18 protein-coding genes are annotated in these 16,431 nt (G+C 65.7%); 16 read left to right on the top strand and 2 right to left on the bottom strand.

Going from position 1 to position 16,431, the window contains the following annotated elements; translation table 11 throughout:
- Window positions 1-10 precede the first annotated feature (10 nt).
- From SLNSH_RS17110 to SLNSH_RS17080, 7 genes are all read left to right on the top strand, one after another.
- On the top strand, window positions 11-925 hold the full coding sequence (locus SLNSH_RS17110) for a carbohydrate ABC transporter permease (RefSeq protein ID WP_106338229.1): 915 nt from the start codon (window positions 11-13) through the stop codon (window positions 923-925).
- Entirely contained in the window at window positions 925-1,761 is an 837-nt protein-coding gene (locus SLNSH_RS17105) for a carbohydrate ABC transporter permease (protein ID WP_106338228.1), read from the top strand. The genes SLNSH_RS17110 and SLNSH_RS17105 overlap by 1 nt, the downstream gene beginning before the upstream one ends.
- 4 nt (window positions 1,762-1,765) lie before the next feature.
- Window positions 1,766-3,277, top strand: coding sequence for an argininosuccinate lyase (gene argH / locus SLNSH_RS17100; protein ID WP_106338227.1), 1,512 nt, complete (start codon window positions 1,766-1,768; stop codon window positions 3,275-3,277).
- Complete coding sequence (locus SLNSH_RS17095) at window positions 3,277-4,341, top strand: ABC transporter ATP-binding protein (RefSeq protein ID WP_106338226.1); 1,065 nt, start codon at window positions 3,277-3,279, stop codon at window positions 4,339-4,341. Before argH ends, SLNSH_RS17095 begins: the two co-directional genes overlap by 1 nt.
- Window positions 4,338-5,291, top strand: coding sequence for a carbohydrate kinase family protein (locus SLNSH_RS17090; RefSeq protein ID WP_106338225.1), 954 nt, complete (start codon window positions 4,338-4,340; stop codon window positions 5,289-5,291). Before SLNSH_RS17095 ends, SLNSH_RS17090 begins: the two co-directional genes overlap by 4 nt.
- Entirely contained in the window at window positions 5,284-6,315 is a 1,032-nt protein-coding gene (locus SLNSH_RS17085; protein ID WP_106338224.1) for an SIS domain-containing protein, read from the top strand. Before SLNSH_RS17090 ends, SLNSH_RS17085 begins: the two co-directional genes overlap by 8 nt.
- Before the next feature lie 455 nt (window positions 6,316-6,770).
- Entirely contained in the window at window positions 6,771-7,658 is an 888-nt protein-coding gene (locus SLNSH_RS17080) for a DNA-methyltransferase (protein ID WP_210202528.1), read from the top strand.
- A 71-nt stretch (window positions 7,659-7,729) separates the two neighbouring features.
- Here SLNSH_RS17080 and SLNSH_RS17075 read toward each other — a convergent pair whose 3' ends face one another.
- Entirely contained in the window at window positions 7,730-8,557 is an 828-nt protein-coding gene (locus SLNSH_RS17075) for a putative phage abortive infection protein (RefSeq protein WP_106338222.1), read from the bottom strand.
- Window positions 8,558-9,408: 851 nt separating this feature from the next.
- Between SLNSH_RS17075 and SLNSH_RS17070 the strand changes: the two genes are divergently transcribed.
- From SLNSH_RS17070 to SLNSH_RS17030, 8 genes are all read left to right on the top strand, one after another.
- On the top strand, window positions 9,409-10,650 hold the full coding sequence (locus SLNSH_RS17070; protein ID WP_106338221.1) for a tyrosine-type recombinase/integrase: 1,242 nt from the start codon (window positions 9,409-9,411) through the stop codon (window positions 10,648-10,650).
- A gap of 98 nt (window positions 10,651-10,748) precedes the next feature.
- Window positions 10,749-11,129, top strand: coding sequence for a hypothetical protein (locus SLNSH_RS17065; RefSeq protein ID WP_106338220.1), 381 nt, complete (start codon window positions 10,749-10,751; stop codon window positions 11,127-11,129).
- A 284-nt stretch (window positions 11,130-11,413) separates the two neighbouring features.
- Entirely contained in the window at window positions 11,414-11,641 is a 228-nt protein-coding gene (locus SLNSH_RS25730; RefSeq protein WP_425353017.1) for a helix-turn-helix transcriptional regulator, read from the top strand.
- 83 nt (window positions 11,642-11,724) lie between these two features.
- Window positions 11,725-12,420: a hypothetical protein gene (locus tag SLNSH_RS17055; RefSeq protein ID WP_106338218.1), complete on the top strand. Its 696-nt coding sequence runs from the start codon at window positions 11,725-11,727 to the stop codon at window positions 12,418-12,420.
- Window positions 12,417-13,787: a phage/plasmid primase, P4 family gene (locus SLNSH_RS17050; protein WP_106338217.1), complete on the top strand. Its 1,371-nt coding sequence runs from the start codon at window positions 12,417-12,419 to the stop codon at window positions 13,785-13,787. Before SLNSH_RS17055 ends, SLNSH_RS17050 begins: the two co-directional genes overlap by 4 nt.
- 319 nt (window positions 13,788-14,106) lie before the next feature.
- Window positions 14,107-14,571 carry a hypothetical protein gene (locus tag SLNSH_RS17045; protein WP_106338216.1) on the top strand — a complete coding sequence of 155 codons (465 nt, stop codon included), beginning with the start codon at window positions 14,107-14,109 and terminating at the stop codon, window positions 14,569-14,571.
- On the top strand, window positions 14,564-15,049 hold the full coding sequence (locus SLNSH_RS17040; RefSeq protein WP_106338215.1) for a hypothetical protein: 486 nt from the start codon (window positions 14,564-14,566) through the stop codon (window positions 15,047-15,049). The genes SLNSH_RS17045 and SLNSH_RS17040 overlap by 8 nt, the downstream gene beginning before the upstream one ends.
- 327 nt (window positions 15,050-15,376) lie before the next feature.
- Window positions 15,377-15,745, top strand: coding sequence for a Rap1a/Tai family immunity protein (locus SLNSH_RS17030; RefSeq protein ID WP_106338213.1), 369 nt, complete (start codon window positions 15,377-15,379; stop codon window positions 15,743-15,745).
- Window positions 15,746-15,753: 8 nt separating this feature from the next.
- Here SLNSH_RS17030 and SLNSH_RS17025 read toward each other — a convergent pair whose 3' ends face one another.
- Window positions 15,754-16,098, bottom strand: a complete 345-nt coding sequence (locus SLNSH_RS17025; protein ID WP_106338212.1) for a hypothetical protein — start codon at window positions 16,096-16,098, stop codon at window positions 15,754-15,756.
- A 116-nt stretch (window positions 16,099-16,214) separates the two neighbouring features.
- Between SLNSH_RS17025 and SLNSH_RS17020 the strand changes: the two genes are divergently transcribed.
- Window positions 16,215-16,430, top strand: a complete 216-nt coding sequence (locus SLNSH_RS17020; RefSeq protein ID WP_106338211.1) for a hypothetical protein — start codon at window positions 16,215-16,217, stop codon at window positions 16,428-16,430.
- Window position 16,431: the final 1 nt, after the last annotated feature.

Below are 16,431 nucleotides of genomic sequence, written 5' to 3'. Positions count from 1 at the left end.
GGCGGCGCGCATGACCGACCAGACTGCGTCAACCGGCCTCTGGCGGGGCCTCGGCCTTCGCCAGAAGCAGGTGGTCTGGGCCTGGGCGTTCCTGGCGCTGCCCATCCTGTTCTATGCGCTGATCCGGTTCTACCCGACAGGGGAAGCCTTCTACCTTTCGACCACCAACTGGAACCTCCTGTCCAAGCCCGCCTTCATCGGCCTGGCGAACTTCAGGAGGCTCCTGGCCGACCCTGTGTTCTGGCAGGTGTTCCGCAACACCGTGCTGTACCTGGTGATCGGCACGCCCGTGAGCCTGCTCCTGTCGTTCACGGTGGCCTATCACCTGGACCGCGTGCGCCTGCTGCACGGTTTCATCCGGGCGCTCTATTTCCTGCCGTTCCTCACCACGGCCGCCGCGATGGCGTGGGTCTGGCGCTGGTTCTACCAGCCCGTTCCCATCGGGCTGATCAATGACGCGCTCGCCGCGCTGGGCTTTCCCCAGCAGCCGTTCCTGCGCTCCACCACCCAGTCGCTCCCGTCCGTGCTCGCGCCGGCGATCTGGGCCGGGCTCGGCTTCCAGGTGGTGATCTTCCTGGCTGGCCTGCGGGCGATCCCGACTACCTATTACGAGGCGGCGCGCATCGACGGAGTCTCGAACTGGACGATCCTGACGCGCATCACGCTCCCGCTGCTGCGCCCCACCATCGTGTTCCTGGTGGTGTTCTCCTCCATCGGCTTCCTGCGGATCTTCGACCAGGTCTACAACATGACCACGAACGATCCGGGCGGCCCCCTGAACTCCACGAAGCCGCTCGTCCTCATGATCTACCAGACGGCGTTCTCCTCCTTCGACATGGGCTACGCGGCCGCCCAGACGGTGGTGCTCTTCCTGGCGCTGCTCTGCGTCTCGCTGGTGCAGCTGCGCCTGCTGAGGGACCGCTGATGAGCGCCGGAGCCGCGCAGGGACGCGCCGGGTTCGGGCGCGCCATCGCCTGGGTCCTGCTGCTGGCGGGCGGGCTGGCGATGGTGCTGCCGCTCGCCTTCATGTTCTCGACGTCCCTCAAGGACGCCTCGGAGGTGTATGACCTGCGGCTTCTTCCGGCCCACCCGACGTTGGACAACTACGTCACCGTGCTGTCGGACGGCCGATTCCTGCGCTGGTTCGGCAACTCGATGGGGGTCGCCACGGTCGTGACCCTGTCGAACGTCTTCTTCGACAGCCTCGTCGGCTACACGCTGGCGAAGTTCGAGTTCCGCGGCCGCTACTTCGTGTTCCTGGCCATCCTGTCGACCCTGATGGTGCCGACCGAGATGCTGGTCATCCCCTGGTACGTCATGGCCCGCAACTTCGGCTGGCTGGACAGCTACTGGGGCATCATGTTCCCCGGCATGATGACAGCCTTCGGCACGTTTCTGATGAAGCAGTTCTTCGAGACCGTGCCCAACGACTTCCTGGAAGCCGCGCGCGTCGACGGGCTGAACGAGTTCACCATCTTCTGGCGCATCGCGATGCCGCTGGTCACGCCTGCGCTGTCGGCGCTGGCGATCTTCACCTTCCTGAGCAACTGGACGGCCTTTATCTGGCCGCTGATCGTGACCACCAGCAAGGAGTTGTACACGCTGCCGGTGGGGCTCTCGAGCTTCGCGGTGGAGCAGCAGATCCAGTGGGAGCTGATCATGACCGGCGCGGCCCTCGCCACCCTGCCGACGCTCCTCGTTTTCCTGGCCCTGCAACGCTACATCGTCCGCGGCGTCGTCATGGCCGGCCTGAAGGGTTGATCCCATGACGCAAGACCCCCGCGCCGCCGACCGGACGACATTCCCCGATCCTGTCTACAAGGAGACGGTGCTGCGCCCGCTCTTCGACGGCGCGAAGGCGCACCACGTCGAGGGCTTTCGCGCCATTGACCGGGCGCACTTGGTGATGCTTGCCGAGACCGGCATCCTGCCGCGCGACGCCGCCGGCCGGATCGCCCGGGCGCTGGCCGCCATCGATACGGAGATCGACCCGTCCAAGCTCGTCTACACGGGCGCGGTGGAAGACTATTTCTTCGCCATCGAGGCGGAGCTCCGCAAGCGCCTCGGCCCGGACGAGGCCGGACGCCTGCACACCGGCCGCTCGCGCAACGACATCGACCATACCCTGTTCAAGCTCGCCCTGAAGCCGCGCCTCGACCGCATGGCCGGGCAGCTGCGCGCCCTCATCGATGCGGCGCTGCGCCTCGCCGAGCGCGAGCAGCGGACGCTGATCGTGGCCTACACGCACGGCCAGCCCGCCCAGCCCTCGACGCTCGGCCACTACCTGGGCGCCGCCATCGAGGTCATGCTGCGCGACCACGAGCGCCTGATCCAGGCGCGGGAGCTCCTGGACCTGTCGCCCATGGGCGCGGCGGCGATCACCACGTCGGGTTTTCCGCTGGATCGCGACCGGGTGGCGCGACTGCTCGGCTTCAAGGCGCCACTCGAAAACTCCTATGGCTGCATCGCGGCGGTGGACTACGTAACCGGCGCCTTCAGCGCGGTCGAGCTTGTGTTTCTCCACCTTGGACGGGTGATCCAGGACCTGCAGTTCTGGACGGCGTTCGAGGTGGGGCAGATCTACGTCCCCAACGCCTTCGTGCAGATCTCCTCGATCATGCCGCAGAAGCGCAACCCGGTGCCAATCGAGCACCTGCGCCACCTCGCGTCGCAGGCCATGGGGCGCGCGCGGGTGATCCGCGACGTGATCCACAATACGCCCTTCACGGACATGAACGACGCCGAGGGCGAGACCCACGAGGCCGGCTACCAGGCGTTCGAGACCGGCGGGCGCGTGCTGGAATTGCTCGCGGCCCTGCTGCCGGCGCTGCAGGTCGACGACCGGCGCGTGGCGGAAACGATCCGCCGCTCCTGCATCACCATCACCGAGCTGGCCGACACGCTGGTGCGCGGCGAGGGACTTTCGTTCCGCCAGGCCCACGAGATCGCGGCCGAGGTGGCGCGCGCGGTGGTGGCCGCCGACGGCGACCTCCCGCGGGACGGCTACGCCCCGTTCGTGGACGCCTTCCGGCGCCACGCTGGCCGGGAGCCCGGGCTGGACGCCGCAGGCTTCGCCGAAGCGGTGTCGCCGGAGCGCTTCGTGGCGGTTCGGGAGCGGTTCGGAGGGCCGGGCCCGCAGGCGCTCGCGGCGGCGCTGGCCCGTTACCGGGCCCGGCTGGGGGACATGACGGCGGCGGCCGAGGCGGTCGCCCGCCGGGAGCGCGCCGCGCGCGACGAATTGCAGGCGGCCTTCGCCGCCCTGGCGGGAGAGGCGTGATGGCCGGTATCGCAGTCGAGCGCCTCGTCAAGCGCTATGGCCCGACCCAGGTGGTGCACGGCATCGACCTCGACGTGCAGGACGGCGAATTCGTGGTCTTCGTCGGGCCCTCGGGATGCGGCAAATCCACCACGCTGCGCATGATCGCCGGGCTCGAGGAGATCGACGGCGGCGAGATCCGCATCGGCGGGCGGGTGGTGAACCGGCTCGAGCCGAAGGACCGGAACATCGCCATGGTGTTCCAGAACTACGCCATCTACCCGCACATGAGCGTGGGCGAGAACATCGCGTTCGGGCTCTACACGTCCAAGCTGGGCAAGGCCGAGAAGCGCGCCAAGGTCGAGGAGGCGGCCCGCATCCTGGGCCTGGAGGACCTGCTGGAGCGCCGGCCTTCGGCGCTGTCAGGAGGGCAGCGGCAGCGCGTCGCCATCGGGCGCGCCATGGTGCGCGATCCAGCCGCCTTCCTGTTCGACGAGCCGCTCTCGAACCTCGATGCGCAGCTGCGCGCCCAGATGCGCCTGGAGATCAAGCGGCTGCACCAGCGCCTGGGCGCCACCATCGTGTACGTCACCCACGACCAGGTGGAGGCCATGACCATGGCGGACCGCATCGTGGTGATGCGGGAGGGCCGCATCCTGCAGGTCGGCAGCCCCATGGAGCTTTATGAGAGGCCCGCGGACGTGTTCACGGCCCGCTTCATCGGATCGCCCACCATGAACGTGCTGCCGGCGGCCGCAGAAGGAGGCGGGCTGGCCCTGGCCGGGGGACGCGTGGCCCTGGAGGGCGGGGCAGTCCCGAGCGGCGGCCGCGTGCTGGTGGGCGTGCGCCCGCAGCAGCTTCGGGTGCTGGAGGCGGGCGAAACCGCCGACCTCCTGCTGTCGGGCCATGTGGCCGTGGTTGAGCCGCTCGGCTCGGAAACCTTCGTGCACGTGGAAGTCGGTGACCAGCTGGTGCTCGCCTCCGCGGCCGCCAAGGCGGCCCCGCCGGTCGGGACTGCGGTGCGGCTCGGCGCGGACGCCGCGGCGCTGAAGCTGTTCGACGCCGAGACCGAGCGCGCTCTATGACCGCCGCTGCTGATGGCGGCGCGGGGCTGCTGCTCTGCGTGGGCCGGGTCTATTGCGACCTCGTTTTCCGGGGCGTCTCGGCCATGCCGCGGCTGGGCGAAGAACGGTTCGCGGAGGATTTCGCGCTTGCTCCCGGGGGCGGCGCCTTCATCACGGCCGCGCACGCGACGGCGCTGGGCGCACCTGCCGCGCTGGTGGCCCGGCTCGGGCTGGACCCGCTGGCCGAGGCGATTGCGCCCACCTTGGCCGAGGGTGGCGTCGACCTGCGCTTCCTGGAGCGCGCCCCCGATGCGGGGCCGCAGCTCACGGTGGTCGTCGTCCACGAGGGCGAGCGGGCTTTTCTGTCTCGCCGCGCCGGCGGCGCGCGCCCCGCGACGCTGGACGCCGCCCTGGCCGACCCGCGCGCCCGCTGGTTGCATGTGGCGGAGGCGGCCACCCTGGCCGAGATCCCGGACCTCGTGCCGCGCGCCAAGCAGGCGGGGCTCTCCGTGTCCGTGGATCCCTCCTGGGACGACGCCCTGATCCGCTCGCCGGAGCTGCTGGCGCGCTGCGCCGGGGCGGACGTCTTCATGCCCAACGCCGCCGAAGCGCGCGCGATCACCGGCTGCGAGGACCTGGGTGAAGCTGGCGCCCGGCTGGCGGGCCTGTTTCCCACCGTGGTGGTGAAGGACGGCGAGCGAGGGGCGACGCTCCACGACGCCAGCGGCGTCCTTGCGCTGCCGGCGCCGAACGGCGGGCCGGTCGTCGACACGACAGGGGCGGGGGACGCGTTCAACGCCGGCTATATCGCGGCCTTGCTGATGAACCGCCCGGCTCCGGAGGCGTTGGCCCAGGGCGTCGCGTCCGGCTCGCTGTCGGTGCGCGCGATGGGCGGCGCCGCAGTTCGGCTTGTTCCGACGATCGTGGCGGCGCTCGCGACCGAGATCCTGCGGGAGGCCCGAGATGCCTGAGGCGCTGCTCACGCGGGAAGCCGCCGAAGCAGGCGACGTGGTCCGGCGCCAGCTGGAGCGCAACGCGGAGGTGACCGACCGGTTGGCGGCTCGCCTGCGCCAGGCTCGGCCCGCCTTCGTCGCCACCTGCGCGCGCGGCTCATCCGACCACGCGGCCACCTACGGCAAGTACCTCATCGAGGTCACGCTCAGGCTGCCGGTTGCCTCGCTGGGGCCGAGCCTCGCCTCCGTGTACGGCTCCGAGCCGGACCTGTCCGGCGCGCTCTACGTGGCAGTGTCGCAATCCGGCCGCAGCCCCGACGCGCTTCGGCTGACGGAGGCCGCCCGGCGCGGCGGCGCCCTGGTGGTCGCCATGGTCAACGACGAGTCCTCGCAGCTGGCCGGGCTCGCGGACATGATCATCCCGCTTCAGGCTGGGCCTGAGCGCAGCGTGGCGGCGACCAAGAGCTTCCTGGCGGCCTGTTTCGCCTTTCTCCAGCTCGCGGCGGCGTGGACGCAGGATCCCGCCCTGCAGGCTGCGGCCCGGCGCGCCCCGGACCTGCTGGACGAGGCCGGCGCCTGCGACTGGGCGCCCGGGCTGCTCGGCCTGAAGGACGCCGCCAACCTGTTCGTGATCGGCCGCGGCCTGGGGCTCGGGGTCGCCCAGGAGATGGCGCTGAAGTTCAAGGAGACCTGCCGCATCCACGCGGAGGCGTTCAGCGCCGCCGAGGTGATGCACGGGCCCATGGCGCTCGCCGGCCCGGGCTTCCCCGCGCTCGTGCTCGACCCGGCCGACGAAGGCTCCGAGAGCGCCTGCGCGGTGGCTCGGACGCTGGCCGACCTGGGCGCGGCGGTTCGCTACGCCGGCTTCGGGGGCGCGGACTGCCCCGGCGAGCTGCTGCCGCTCCCCGCGAATACGCCGGCCGTGCTGGCGCCGCTCGTCCAGGCCCGGGCCTTCTATGGCGGGATCGCGGCTCTCGCGGCCGCCCGGGGGCTCGATCCCGACAACCCGCCCCACCTGCGCAAGGTCACCCGGACGATCTGACCTCCGCCGCTCGGCGAAGCGCCGCGGGCGACGAGCTGTCGAAAACACGCGACAGCGTCGAGGCATGTGGCTCACGTGACGGTCGGGGCGGCGGCGGGTCAGGTCGGCTGTCGGGGATGAGCGCCTATCGGATTGTTGGCGGAAGGGGTGACTGTGTAGCTGTAGCTGTTAAGTGCTTGAGCTTGCAAGCGGACCTTGGGTTCGATTTGTGGCTTTACCCCGCGCTTTACCCGCAACAAAAATCGCTAAAACCGTTGCCAGATTGACGAATCATCACACCTGTGCGGTAACGCGGCTAACAAATTGCAATTTACAAAGTAAAAAGTTCTCCCGTACAATACGCATCACTTTGTAAATTAATTGGACAATTTGCGACTATGAACAAAATCGAGTTTGGAGATTGCCGCGAAACCATGCGCCGTTGGGCAGGGCATGGGGTTAGGGCCCAGACATGCGTGACAAGCCCGCCCTATTTCGGACTGCGCGACTACGGACACGACGGCCAGCTTGGCCTGGAGCAGACCCCGGAAGAATACGTCGCTGCCATGGTGGAGCTGTTTCGGTGCGTGCGCGACGTGCTGGCAGACGACGGGACGCTGTGGCTGAACATCGGGGACAGCTATGCAAGTGCAGGCGGGCAGAGCGCGCAGGCTGGACAGATGGCAGATAGAGCGCACGGAAAGGCGGCGAGAAGCGCTCGCTTTTCTGGTGACGGCATCAAGAACAAAGAACTCATAGGAATTCCCTGGATGCTTGCCTTCGCCCTCCGCGCAGACGGCTGGTATCTTTGGCAGGACATCATCTGGAGCAAGCCGAACCCGATGCCGGAGAGCGTGCGGGATCGCTGCACCAAGGCCCACGAATACCTGTTCCTGCTGTCGAAGTCGGAGCGGTACTACTACGACGCCGAGGCTGTCATGGAGCCGGTGGCCGCAAGCACGGTGGAGCGCCTTGGTCAGCCGACGCTTCACCAACAGGAAGGCAGCGCCCGCGTCCCTGGCAAAACCAACGGCAACATGAAGGCCGTGGGCCGCCCCGATAAGCGCAACCGGCGCAGCGTCTGGACCATTGCAACCAGGCCGGACAAGGGCGCGCACTTCGCCACATTCCCGCCGGCGCTGATCGAGCCGTGCATCCTGGCCGGCAGCCGCCCCGGCGACATTGTGCTGGACCCGTTCATGGGGAGCGGCACGACCGCAGCCGTGGCGCTTCAGCATGGCCGCCAGTACCTGGGCTGCGAGCTGAACCGGGAATATGGGCCGCTGCAGCAGGAGCGTATCGCCAAGGCAGTGCCGGCGAACGACAACCTGCCGAAAACTGGCGACCTGTTCGCATCCGGGTAACCGCTAGACGGCGCGACCAGCCGCATCCCACTGCGGTGCGGCGCAGTGCTGAACCGTTCACGAAGCAGTTGCTACCTGTCCAGGAAAGTCTCTGGCGGGTAGCAGCTTTCGACCCGTGCCCCAAATAGCCCCTCCCTTTCCATGTGCTTTAGCAATCTGTACTTGATTGTTAGCGGGCGCATTCCTGATGCCATCTCGTCGTTGCAACCGTTCGCCGCAATCATAACCAACACAGAATCACTGAGTTGGGATCGAACGATGTTTGCAAACCGAATACGATCTTGCTCCTCAAGGGCCTCAGTGTCGTTTATAAGCTTGAAAAGGTGATAGAGGCTCCTGAAATACGGGCCTAAGCTGTCCTTGGAATAAACATAAATCTGATGCTCAAAGTGCTGGCCGATCTCGAACTTGAACACATCCGTTGGGGAAAGGGATTCCGTGTTCTGTTTTATCTTATTTGAGATCATGAGCACAGCATCACCCGCGTGTCGCCCCAGAAAAGAAATCCTGTCGTGCAGCCCACGCTGAAGTTCAAGCATTCTGAAGAATGTGGCTTCGAACGCCTGTCTGGCTACAACGGCTTGCCCGTTCCTCGTCTCCAGGCGCTGCTCGGCAAATTCCTTTCTCTGATGCTGAAGATCGGCGCGCTGCATCCATCCCGCCCATAACAGAACGGCTAGTGCTGCCGCCGTGAAAAGCGCGTTGATTCCGCCGAACTGATCGCCGTACAGTCCTAGGTCCGGCGGGTCAGATTTTGCCCACTGCCAGAGCGCGAGTTTTTGCGCGAGGAAAGGCCATGCCGCCCACATGGCAACGACTAGCAAAAGGAGGGCAGCTAAAAACCACAAGCTTCCGTCGTACTTCCAACCATCTGGACCGTCGTTTTGTGTTTCGGACATGAGGCTGCAACCACCTAACAGTGCGGCAAATCGTTGGACCCAGAATTGGAAAGGGCCCCCCTTTCGGGGAGCCCTTCCTTATCTTCCGACTAGAACAGCCGGGACAGCGCTGCGATCATCAAGGTCAGAGGCATCTTGAGCCCCATGCCCAGACGATACGACGCACCGCTCGGCTGGCTGACCTCGAAAGTGAGCGACACAGTCATGTGTCTTCCCTCTCGTCTGCACGGGGGCCCTCAATCGGGCGGTTGCCGGGCCGTGCAGAATGCCAACTAGGGCGTTTCGGTTTACGCTACCGCGGTGCCCCGTCCCTCGGCGTTTCGTGTCGGGGAGGGATATGATTTACCCCCGGGCAATGTTCAAGGCCATCAAACGACGCCTCCCACAGCAAACGGTGGAATTTGAACAACGGGCGGCGTCCGTGAGTTCGCCTGACGAAATGGGAACCGAAGCCACGGCGAGGAATGTGCCTGGCCAGGCACTTAGCTGGGCCGGGAGGCGGATTTTACCCTCACCCGGCAATCTGTACCCCCGTTTTAACCCTCAAATGGCAGGCGCTGGGGACTTGCTGGAGGGGAGGGGAGCCAGATTATGCTGTGATTTCAGTGCGCTTATATGCCGAAAATAGGAATAAAAGCCGCTGGCGGAAGGGGTGTCTTCCGAACTTAAGTGATCAGCTAGTCTCAGTCTGGCTCCATCGCAATGACCCAAACGCTTGACGTATCGGGGAAAACGAGAGAGCTCCTAAAATCGGTGTCTCAATCGCGCTAAGTCCATCTCAATCCGTATCAGGCCCTTGTGTTGGGGCAGATGTTGGGGCAGTGTTGGGGCACGCGGAGTTCGACGGACCCATGCCCCAGACTTTGAACAGGCTCAAAGCGCGTCAGGTCGAGACCATCACCCAATACGGCCGACACAGCGACGGCGGCGGTCTGTACCTCTCCGTCGCAGACGGAGGGCGGCGCTGGGTATTTCGCTACAGAGACCCCAACACCAAGAAAGTCCGCGAGATGGGGCTGGGCGCGGCACCCGGAAGAGACCGGCCCGGCGTCTCATTGGCGGATGCCAGAAGGAAGGCCGAGGACGCTCGGCGCCTGCTGTCTCAGGGCGTTGATCCGCTGGGCGCCAAGCAGGAGGCCAAGGCTGCCGTAAAGCCGATCCGGATTCCCACGTTCAAAGAAGTCGCAGACGGGCTGATCGAGAGCCTGCGCCCAGGTTGGCGGAGCGAAAAGCACGCCAGCCAGTGGGAGGCCACGTTGGACGCGTATGCGGCAAAGCTTCAGCCGATGCCCGTTAACGCGATCGCGACCGAGCATGTGCTCGAAGCGCTGCGGCCGATCTGGAACGAGAAGCCAGAAACGGCGCGGCGGGTGAGGGGGCGTATTGAGGCGGTCTTGGCAGCTGCCACAGCCCACGGTCACCGGAGCGGGGCCAACCCCGCGCAATGGCGGCATCACCTCGACAAGCTCCTGGCGAAACGACCCAAGCTCTCTCGCGGCCATCATGCCGCAATGCCATACGACGAGGTTCCGGCATTCGTGGCGAGGCTCCGCGAAGCCGGCAGCGTGTCCGCGCTGGCGCTGGAGTTCACAATCCTCACTGCCGCGCGGAGCGGCGAGGTGCTCGGCGCCGAGTGGTCCGAGATCGACATGGAGAAGTCGCTCTGGAGCGTCCCGGCCGGGCGCATGAAGTCTGGCCGTAGACACACCGTGCCTCTTTCTCAGGCGGCCCTGGAGGTTCTCCGAAAGGTCCGGCTCGTCGCTGAGGGCGCGGCCGTCTTCCCCGGGCCGCGGGATCGCCGGCGCGGCATGTCGAACATGGCGCTCGAGATGACGCTCCGCCGGATGAAGGTGGACGATGTGACCGTGCACGGCTTCCGCTCGAGCTTCCGCGATTGGGCCGGCGACCACACCGCCTTTCCCCGCGAACTCCTCGAGACGGCCCTGGCCCACACCATCCGAGACGAGACGGAACGCGCCTATCGCCGCGGCGACGCGCTGGAGAAGCGTCGCCAGCTGATGGCGGCGTGGGCCGATTTCTGTGCACAGACCCAGGTCAAGAACGTAGTCCCCTTGCGGGGCGCCTCGGCCTGACTCAGACACCGCCCGAGTGGTCGGGCGGCATAGCGGGTGACGTCGACGGCTGCAACGCCGGCGCCACCCTAACCAAAGCGAGCCTAGGAGACATCGCAATGGCTAAGGTTGAGATTACGCCTATCGCTTCCGTAGAGGAAATTTACGCGCAGCTTGATGCGGCGCTAGATGCCGTGGACGTGGCCGACGTGGAGCGCAGAGAGCGCGATCAGGAGCAGGCCTGGGATCTTGCTCAACACCTGTATGGCCGCCTAAGCTTCGGCCGCGCCGCCACGGGGGAGGGCGCTTTCGTGCAGCTGGCCGCCGCTGTCGACAGCCTCCACGAGCTCACCGAGGAAGACCTGCCGGACTGGCGTCGGGGGCAACTGCTGCGCAGCATCGACCGCAGCATGAGGGCATGCGCTAGCACCCTCGCCGAGATCCACGACATCAAGTCTTCGACGGTCACCCGCTATCTGGGGAGCGCCAATCTCGCTTGATCCGCAGCCGATTCGAGACCGCGCCTCGGGCCCACAAGCCCGGGGCGCGTTGCTTTTGGGGCAGTGCTCACAAAAAAATGCGAGCGCGTTCCTGTGAACAGCATCTAACGATTTCAGATACTTAGCGTTCTGTCCGTCGAACTCGTCCGAAGCAGCCCGAAATTGTGATTCAGGATCAATGATTTAGAGGGCAGGGCACCCAATAGAGCATGAGACGGATTATCGCGAAACCTTTCAACGGAACAGAAAAAGGCCTCTTGCCATCGTGATAGCGATGGCTCTTGATGGAGACACAGTCCATCAACGGAGGTATTCCGATGAATAGGCGGGTGGCCCATACCATTCCGCAGGCGGTTGAAAGGGGCCCGTTTAGTCGGGCTACTTTGTACCGCCTCATCAAGGCGGGCAAACTGCCTGCTCGGAAGTTCGGCCCGAAGGTTGTTATCGTGTTGGAGGAGGACCTGCAGAAGCTAGTGCAGGATCTCCCGCCCGCTCGCGAGCACGCCGCCTAACAGACGAAGGGGCACCGCTACACGCACGCACAAGCACACGCGCGGAAGGCCAGTTCCGCGGGGCGCACGGAAAAGGAAATCAGATGCACCCCCAGAACGCTGCCGCCCGCGTCGCGGGCCAGCGCGATGCGGGCGGAGCCGAGGTTGGATCCCTGTGCCGGGTCGACCTTGTAACTGCCACTCGCGCGGCCCTCACGCACCGCACCGAGGCCTCTGAAACGGCGCGGGAAATCGAGGAAGAGCAGTGCCGAGGGCGTCTGCTCCGCCAGCCAGAAATCGACTTCCTGATCAAAAGGGGTGTCCCACCTGGCGCAATCCTTCGCGACGGATACGGACGCTGGTCCATGCTGCGAATTGACGAGGTCGTTCGCGAATGCGCCGGGATGTTCGAATTCAGCCGCTACTCGCCCGACCAAAAGTCGCTCCGGGCCTACACGTTCGTCGGGACCGACCGTTACGGCGAGCCCTGCGATGTGGTGGCCTGGGATCCCAAGTCGGACGAACTTCTCTCGTGGTCAGCGCGCGCAATAGTGGCCGGCGAGGATGAGCTTGTGGCGCCTCGTTTGGAGGGCGGCCTTCGTGTCCACGCAAGCGCCCTAGACTGGCTCCGGGCAGGCCGCCGCGGCGTGCTCGTCGTAGATTGGGAGCGTGCCGGCCCGCTTCTCAGGGACGAAGGCTCACTGCTCGTCGACGACAAGAAGCTCGGCCGGCGGTTGCTGGACGCAATCAGCATCACCCCGAAGATCTTGCTCGACGAGAAGCCGAGGGCCCGGGAATGACGCTCCGCGACATCACGGCTCTTCTGCAGGCCAACTCTGGGCCGCCTCGCGTTGTCGAGCACAGCGAAGATGATCTCGCGCTGCGTTTTATAGGGCGGCATTGCGACCAGCTGCGCTTCGATCACACTCGGGCAGCCTGGTACGTATGGGACGGAAGCCGCTGGGGCCTGGATCAGACTCGGCAGGCTTTCGACTTGGTGCGCTCCTACATCCGTGATGTCGCCGCAGATGGCGACCCTCGCAGCGCCGGCAAGGTGAGTTCGGTTCGCTTCGCCAAAGCGGTCGAAATCTTCGCCGCCGCGGATCGAAGGGTGGCGGTGACTTCGGAGGCCTGGGACGCTGATCCATGGCTTCTGGGCACGCCAGACGGCACAATCGACTTGAAGACGGGCCGCCTCAAATCAGCGGATCCGGCCGATCGGATCACCAAGCTTGCAGCGGTGGCGCCGAGCGCCCGACCGACGTGGGAGCGGTTCATCTCGGATGTGACCCGCGGGGATCGCGCCTACGCTCGTTTCCTGAAGCAGTGGACTGGCTACTGCCTGACTGGCGACACCAGCGAGCACGCTCTGTCCTTCGCTCATGGCCCCGGCCGAAACGGGAAAAGCGTGTTCGCCAATTTGGTGTCGAGCATCCTGGGCGATTACGCGGTCACGGCACCCATGGAAGTGTTCACGCTGAGCCATGGCGACCGTCATCCGACCGAGTTGGCCATGCTCCGCGGAGCGCGGTTCGTCACTGCATCGGAGACGGAAGAGGGCCGGGCCTGGGCCGAGGCCCGAATAAAGTCCCTGACCGGCGGGGATCGCATCGCCGCGAGGTTCATGCGGGGCGACTTCTTCGAGTTCACGCCGACGTTCAAGCTCCACATCATCGGCAATCACCGCCCGGTTCTGCGGAATGTCGATGACGCTGCGAAGCGGCGCTTCAACCTGCTCCCCTTTGAGTTCAAGCCTGAGAACCCGGACCCGCACCTCGAGGAGAAGCTACGCGCTGAGCGGCCCGGCATCCTGCGCTGGATGATCGAAGGCTGCCTGGACTGGCAAGCGCACGGGCTCGTGCGCCCGAACGTCGTGAAGGACGCCACCGCCGACTATTTCGAGCAGCAGGACATCCTGCAGAGTTGGCTTGAGGAGGCGTGCGACGCCGAGCCCGGCAATGAGTTCAAGTTCGAGGCGACTTCAGCGCTTTACCAGTCCTGGGTCGCCTACGCACGGTCGGCGGGTGAAGAGCCCGGGACCAAGAAAAGCCTCACTGCGAAGCTGCTGCAGCGGAAGTTCACGTACAAGCGATCCTCTACTGCGCGCATGCTGCAAGGGATCCGGCTGAAGCCCGGTCAGGCTTGGGGCAGCGATGACGCTCTATGACGCAATGACGCGTAATGACGCTTTTTTCCATTTTCTCGCACACGCGCACGCACGCGAATGAAGGGGATAGGGGAAGTGACGTCACAATGCGTCATTCGGGACCGATGCGTCACTCACAGGTTGGGGTCTTTTTGCAACGGGCCGAGGGAACTGAAAGCCAAGCGGGACAAGGGGTTTGAGGGCTGATTGTGGTGCCTCATACGCGCAATTGGCCCGCAGCGTTTTCGGCAGCGGGCGGAGCGGCGCCGGGCGGGCGTGACTAGGGTCGAGGCCGTGACCCATTTTCCGGGGCGCGTACAGAACATGAACGGGGGCTGAGATGGACGCAGGGGCAACCGACACGACGGATTGGACGGTCCAGACCGAGGGCGACCTCCTGGCCGTAGTCGACGACTACGACGAGTTACTCGGGGCCATGCGCGAAAGGCGCGAGGCGCTCGGCCTCTCTCAAATGGACTTAGACGAGGCGACCGGGTGGGCCATGGGCTACACGGGCAAGCTGGAATGCGACCCGAGGGCCCAGGTGGCGAAGGTGCTCGGGCGCCAGTCTCTGCCGTTGATCCTGGCGGCTCTCGGGCTGCGGCTCGCGGTGATTGCGCGGCCGGTGCCGCCCATCACGGTGACAGTCGCGCAGCGCGCCACGAACCGCCGTCGTGAGCTGCAGGAGCGCATGCAGCGCAACGCAGGAAGGCTGACCCACAAGCAGCGGCGCGAGCTTGCCACCGCGACCGTGGACAAGCGCTGGGCCAAGGTCCGCATGCTGAAGGGGTCGAGCGATGAGTGAGAAGCGCGTCGGCGGCAGGCCGCGGAAGGCCCTGAAGCGCTACGAGAATGGGCGCTTGAACGAGAAGCGCGAGGCGCTGGTCGAGGCCCTGATCTGGAAGGCCCTGCCGCTGGCTGAGGCTGCCCAGCATGTCGGAATGAGTATGTGGAGCGCCCGCGAGGCCATGCGGATCCCGGCCGTGATGCAGCACCTGGAGGCCGAACGGCGGGCCCTGCTGGCAGGCGAGCGCATCCGCAACCTGCAAGCTCTCGTGGACGTGCGGGACAACTCGGCCAACGCCAATGCCCGGGTGAACGCGGTCAAGGAGCTCGAGGCCATGGCGGCCGATGTGGGCGCCGGGACGGCCCGCGAGCGCAGCGCAGGCTACGTCATCGAGATCAACGTCAACCCGGACCGCGCCACCGGCCGGGTTGCGCCTGTCATCGAGCTCCAGGCCAACCGCGACGAGGACGAGTTTGTCGACGGTGGAAGGGATTAGCGGATCACCCGTCCGCCCACATTCGAGGCGTAGCAAGGGTTTCAGCGCTCACCGCACGCTCTGCCCCAACGCCAGCCCCAACGGGCAGGCCGCGGGACCCTCCTCCGGGCCCTCGCGACCTGCCCAGCGCTCACGGAGGGGGATGGGGTGGGGGTCCCGCCCCATCGCGAAGCCCGCGGCGACCCGGGTAGGGGAAAACGCGGCGATCGTCGTCGACGTCCAGCCTTGCTCACGCGCTCTCGACAAAAACACCCCGACCACGGGAATTTTCTTTTCCGCGGAATTTCCGGGTGCTCCTATGCCAAAGGGCAAGGCTGGAACTGGACAATGAAGGCAATTGCGCTCGCTCTGGCGATCCTGACCGTAACCGCTTCGGGGCAGGCCTTTGCGGCTGACAGCTGCGAAACAGGGCCGCGACTGATCCGAAACGGCTTCTTCAAGGGCGAAGATCTGACGCAAATGTCTGAGCAGATCCTGCTTGCCCACGTAATGGGATTCGTAAATGGGGTAGCCATGGCCCCGTTTATGAACGCCCCACATGCATGCACGGAGCAGTTCCATGCCTGTATCGAGGGCCGGACCAATAGCCAACTGGTCGCCCAGCTTAGAAAGTATCTGCAGGACCACCCTGAGCGCTGGCATGAGGATGCTCACCACGTGCTGTGGTCCGCGATCTTTGCGCCGTGCGCGCACTGATCTGAAACTTAGAGCCCGATCGCCTTCAAGAATTCCTCCGCTTCTTTCTGGAACGCCCTGAAACTGGTGGCGCCCACGACATTGAGGCCCCAATAGCCGCGCCCCCGCTCCGGCACAGGCCTGAAGAGGTCATAGCCGCCTCTGAAGCTGGGCGATCCAGAAGAATGCGCCTGCAATGTCTGCCGAACAGTTTCCTCATGGCTTCTGAGGATCTCATATCCGGCGTCTCGTCGGATGCGTTCGGTCTCGCGATAGATCGCCGAAAGGTGAGCGATCCCGCCGAGCCTCTCGAGCCCCGTAAGGACAGCATCAGCCCAAGCTTGCTGCCTCTCCAACGCCTCCTGTTTCGCCATCGGTAAACTCCCCAACCCCGCCCGCGGCTTAGGATAAGCGCGAGCTCCGCAGTCGGTCAAAGTCGCCTCAAGTGCGGTGCGGTGCGGGCCATTTCGGTTCGGTGCAGGCTCGTTTCATGACGACGCCCCTCTCTCCGAAGCCCGACGGCGAACCAGGCCCGGAAGTCGACCCGAACCCCGGCTACGTGGACGAGCTTCGCCGCACGCTCGACAACATCGAGCGCGTGGCCCGCCAAAGCCGCGAGCGAAGCCGGCGCCACGGCGTGCTCGAGCAGATGGTCACCGACGCCGGCCTGAACGCCCGCGAACTCTTCCCCGTGAGGCTTCCCTGAA

It is taken from the genome of Alsobacter soli (assembly GCF_003004785.1).
Taxonomy (GTDB): Bacteria; Pseudomonadota; Alphaproteobacteria; order Rhizobiales; family Beijerinckiaceae; genus Alsobacter; species Alsobacter soli.
This window is presented reverse-complemented; position numbering and strand designations above follow the sequence as displayed.

Coding starts and splice junctions, on each gene's coding strand:
- SLNSH_RS17110 (WP_106338229.1), top strand. CDS start 11: ATGACCGACCAGACTGCGTCAACCGGCCTCTGGCGGGGCCTCGGCCTT.
- SLNSH_RS17105 (WP_106338228.1), top strand. CDS start 925: ATGAGCGCCGGAGCCGCGCAGGGACGCGCCGGGTTCGGGCGCGCCATC.
- argH (WP_106338227.1), top strand. CDS start 1,766: ATGACGCAAGACCCCCGCGCCGCCGACCGGACGACATTCCCCGATCCT.
- SLNSH_RS17095 (WP_106338226.1), top strand. CDS start 3,277: ATGGCCGGTATCGCAGTCGAGCGCCTCGTCAAGCGCTATGGCCCGACC.
- SLNSH_RS17090 (WP_106338225.1), top strand. CDS start 4,338: ATGACCGCCGCTGCTGATGGCGGCGCGGGGCTGCTGCTCTGCGTGGGC.
- SLNSH_RS17085 (WP_106338224.1), top strand. CDS start 5,284: ATGCCTGAGGCGCTGCTCACGCGGGAAGCCGCCGAAGCAGGCGACGTG.
- SLNSH_RS17075 (WP_106338222.1), bottom strand. CDS start 8,557: ATGTCCGAAACACAAAACGACGGTCCAGATGGTTGGAAGTACGACGGA.
- SLNSH_RS17070 (WP_106338221.1), top strand. CDS start 9,409: ATGCCCCAGACTTTGAACAGGCTCAAAGCGCGTCAGGTCGAGACCATC.
- SLNSH_RS17065 (WP_106338220.1), top strand. CDS start 10,749: ATGGCTAAGGTTGAGATTACGCCTATCGCTTCCGTAGAGGAAATTTAC.
- SLNSH_RS25730 (WP_425353017.1), top strand. CDS start 11,414: ATGGAGACACAGTCCATCAACGGAGGTATTCCGATGAATAGGCGGGTG.
- SLNSH_RS17055 (WP_106338218.1), top strand. CDS start 11,725: ATGCACCCCCAGAACGCTGCCGCCCGCGTCGCGGGCCAGCGCGATGCG.
- SLNSH_RS17050 (WP_106338217.1), top strand. CDS start 12,417: ATGACGCTCCGCGACATCACGGCTCTTCTGCAGGCCAACTCTGGGCCG.
- SLNSH_RS17045 (WP_106338216.1), top strand. CDS start 14,107: ATGGACGCAGGGGCAACCGACACGACGGATTGGACGGTCCAGACCGAG.
- SLNSH_RS17040 (WP_106338215.1), top strand. CDS start 14,564: ATGAGTGAGAAGCGCGTCGGCGGCAGGCCGCGGAAGGCCCTGAAGCGC.
- SLNSH_RS17030 (WP_106338213.1), top strand. CDS start 15,377: ATGAAGGCAATTGCGCTCGCTCTGGCGATCCTGACCGTAACCGCTTCG.
- SLNSH_RS17025 (WP_106338212.1), bottom strand. CDS start 16,098: ATGGCGAAACAGGAGGCGTTGGAGAGGCAGCAAGCTTGGGCTGATGCT.
- SLNSH_RS17020 (WP_106338211.1), top strand. CDS start 16,215: ATGACGACGCCCCTCTCTCCGAAGCCCGACGGCGAACCAGGCCCGGAA.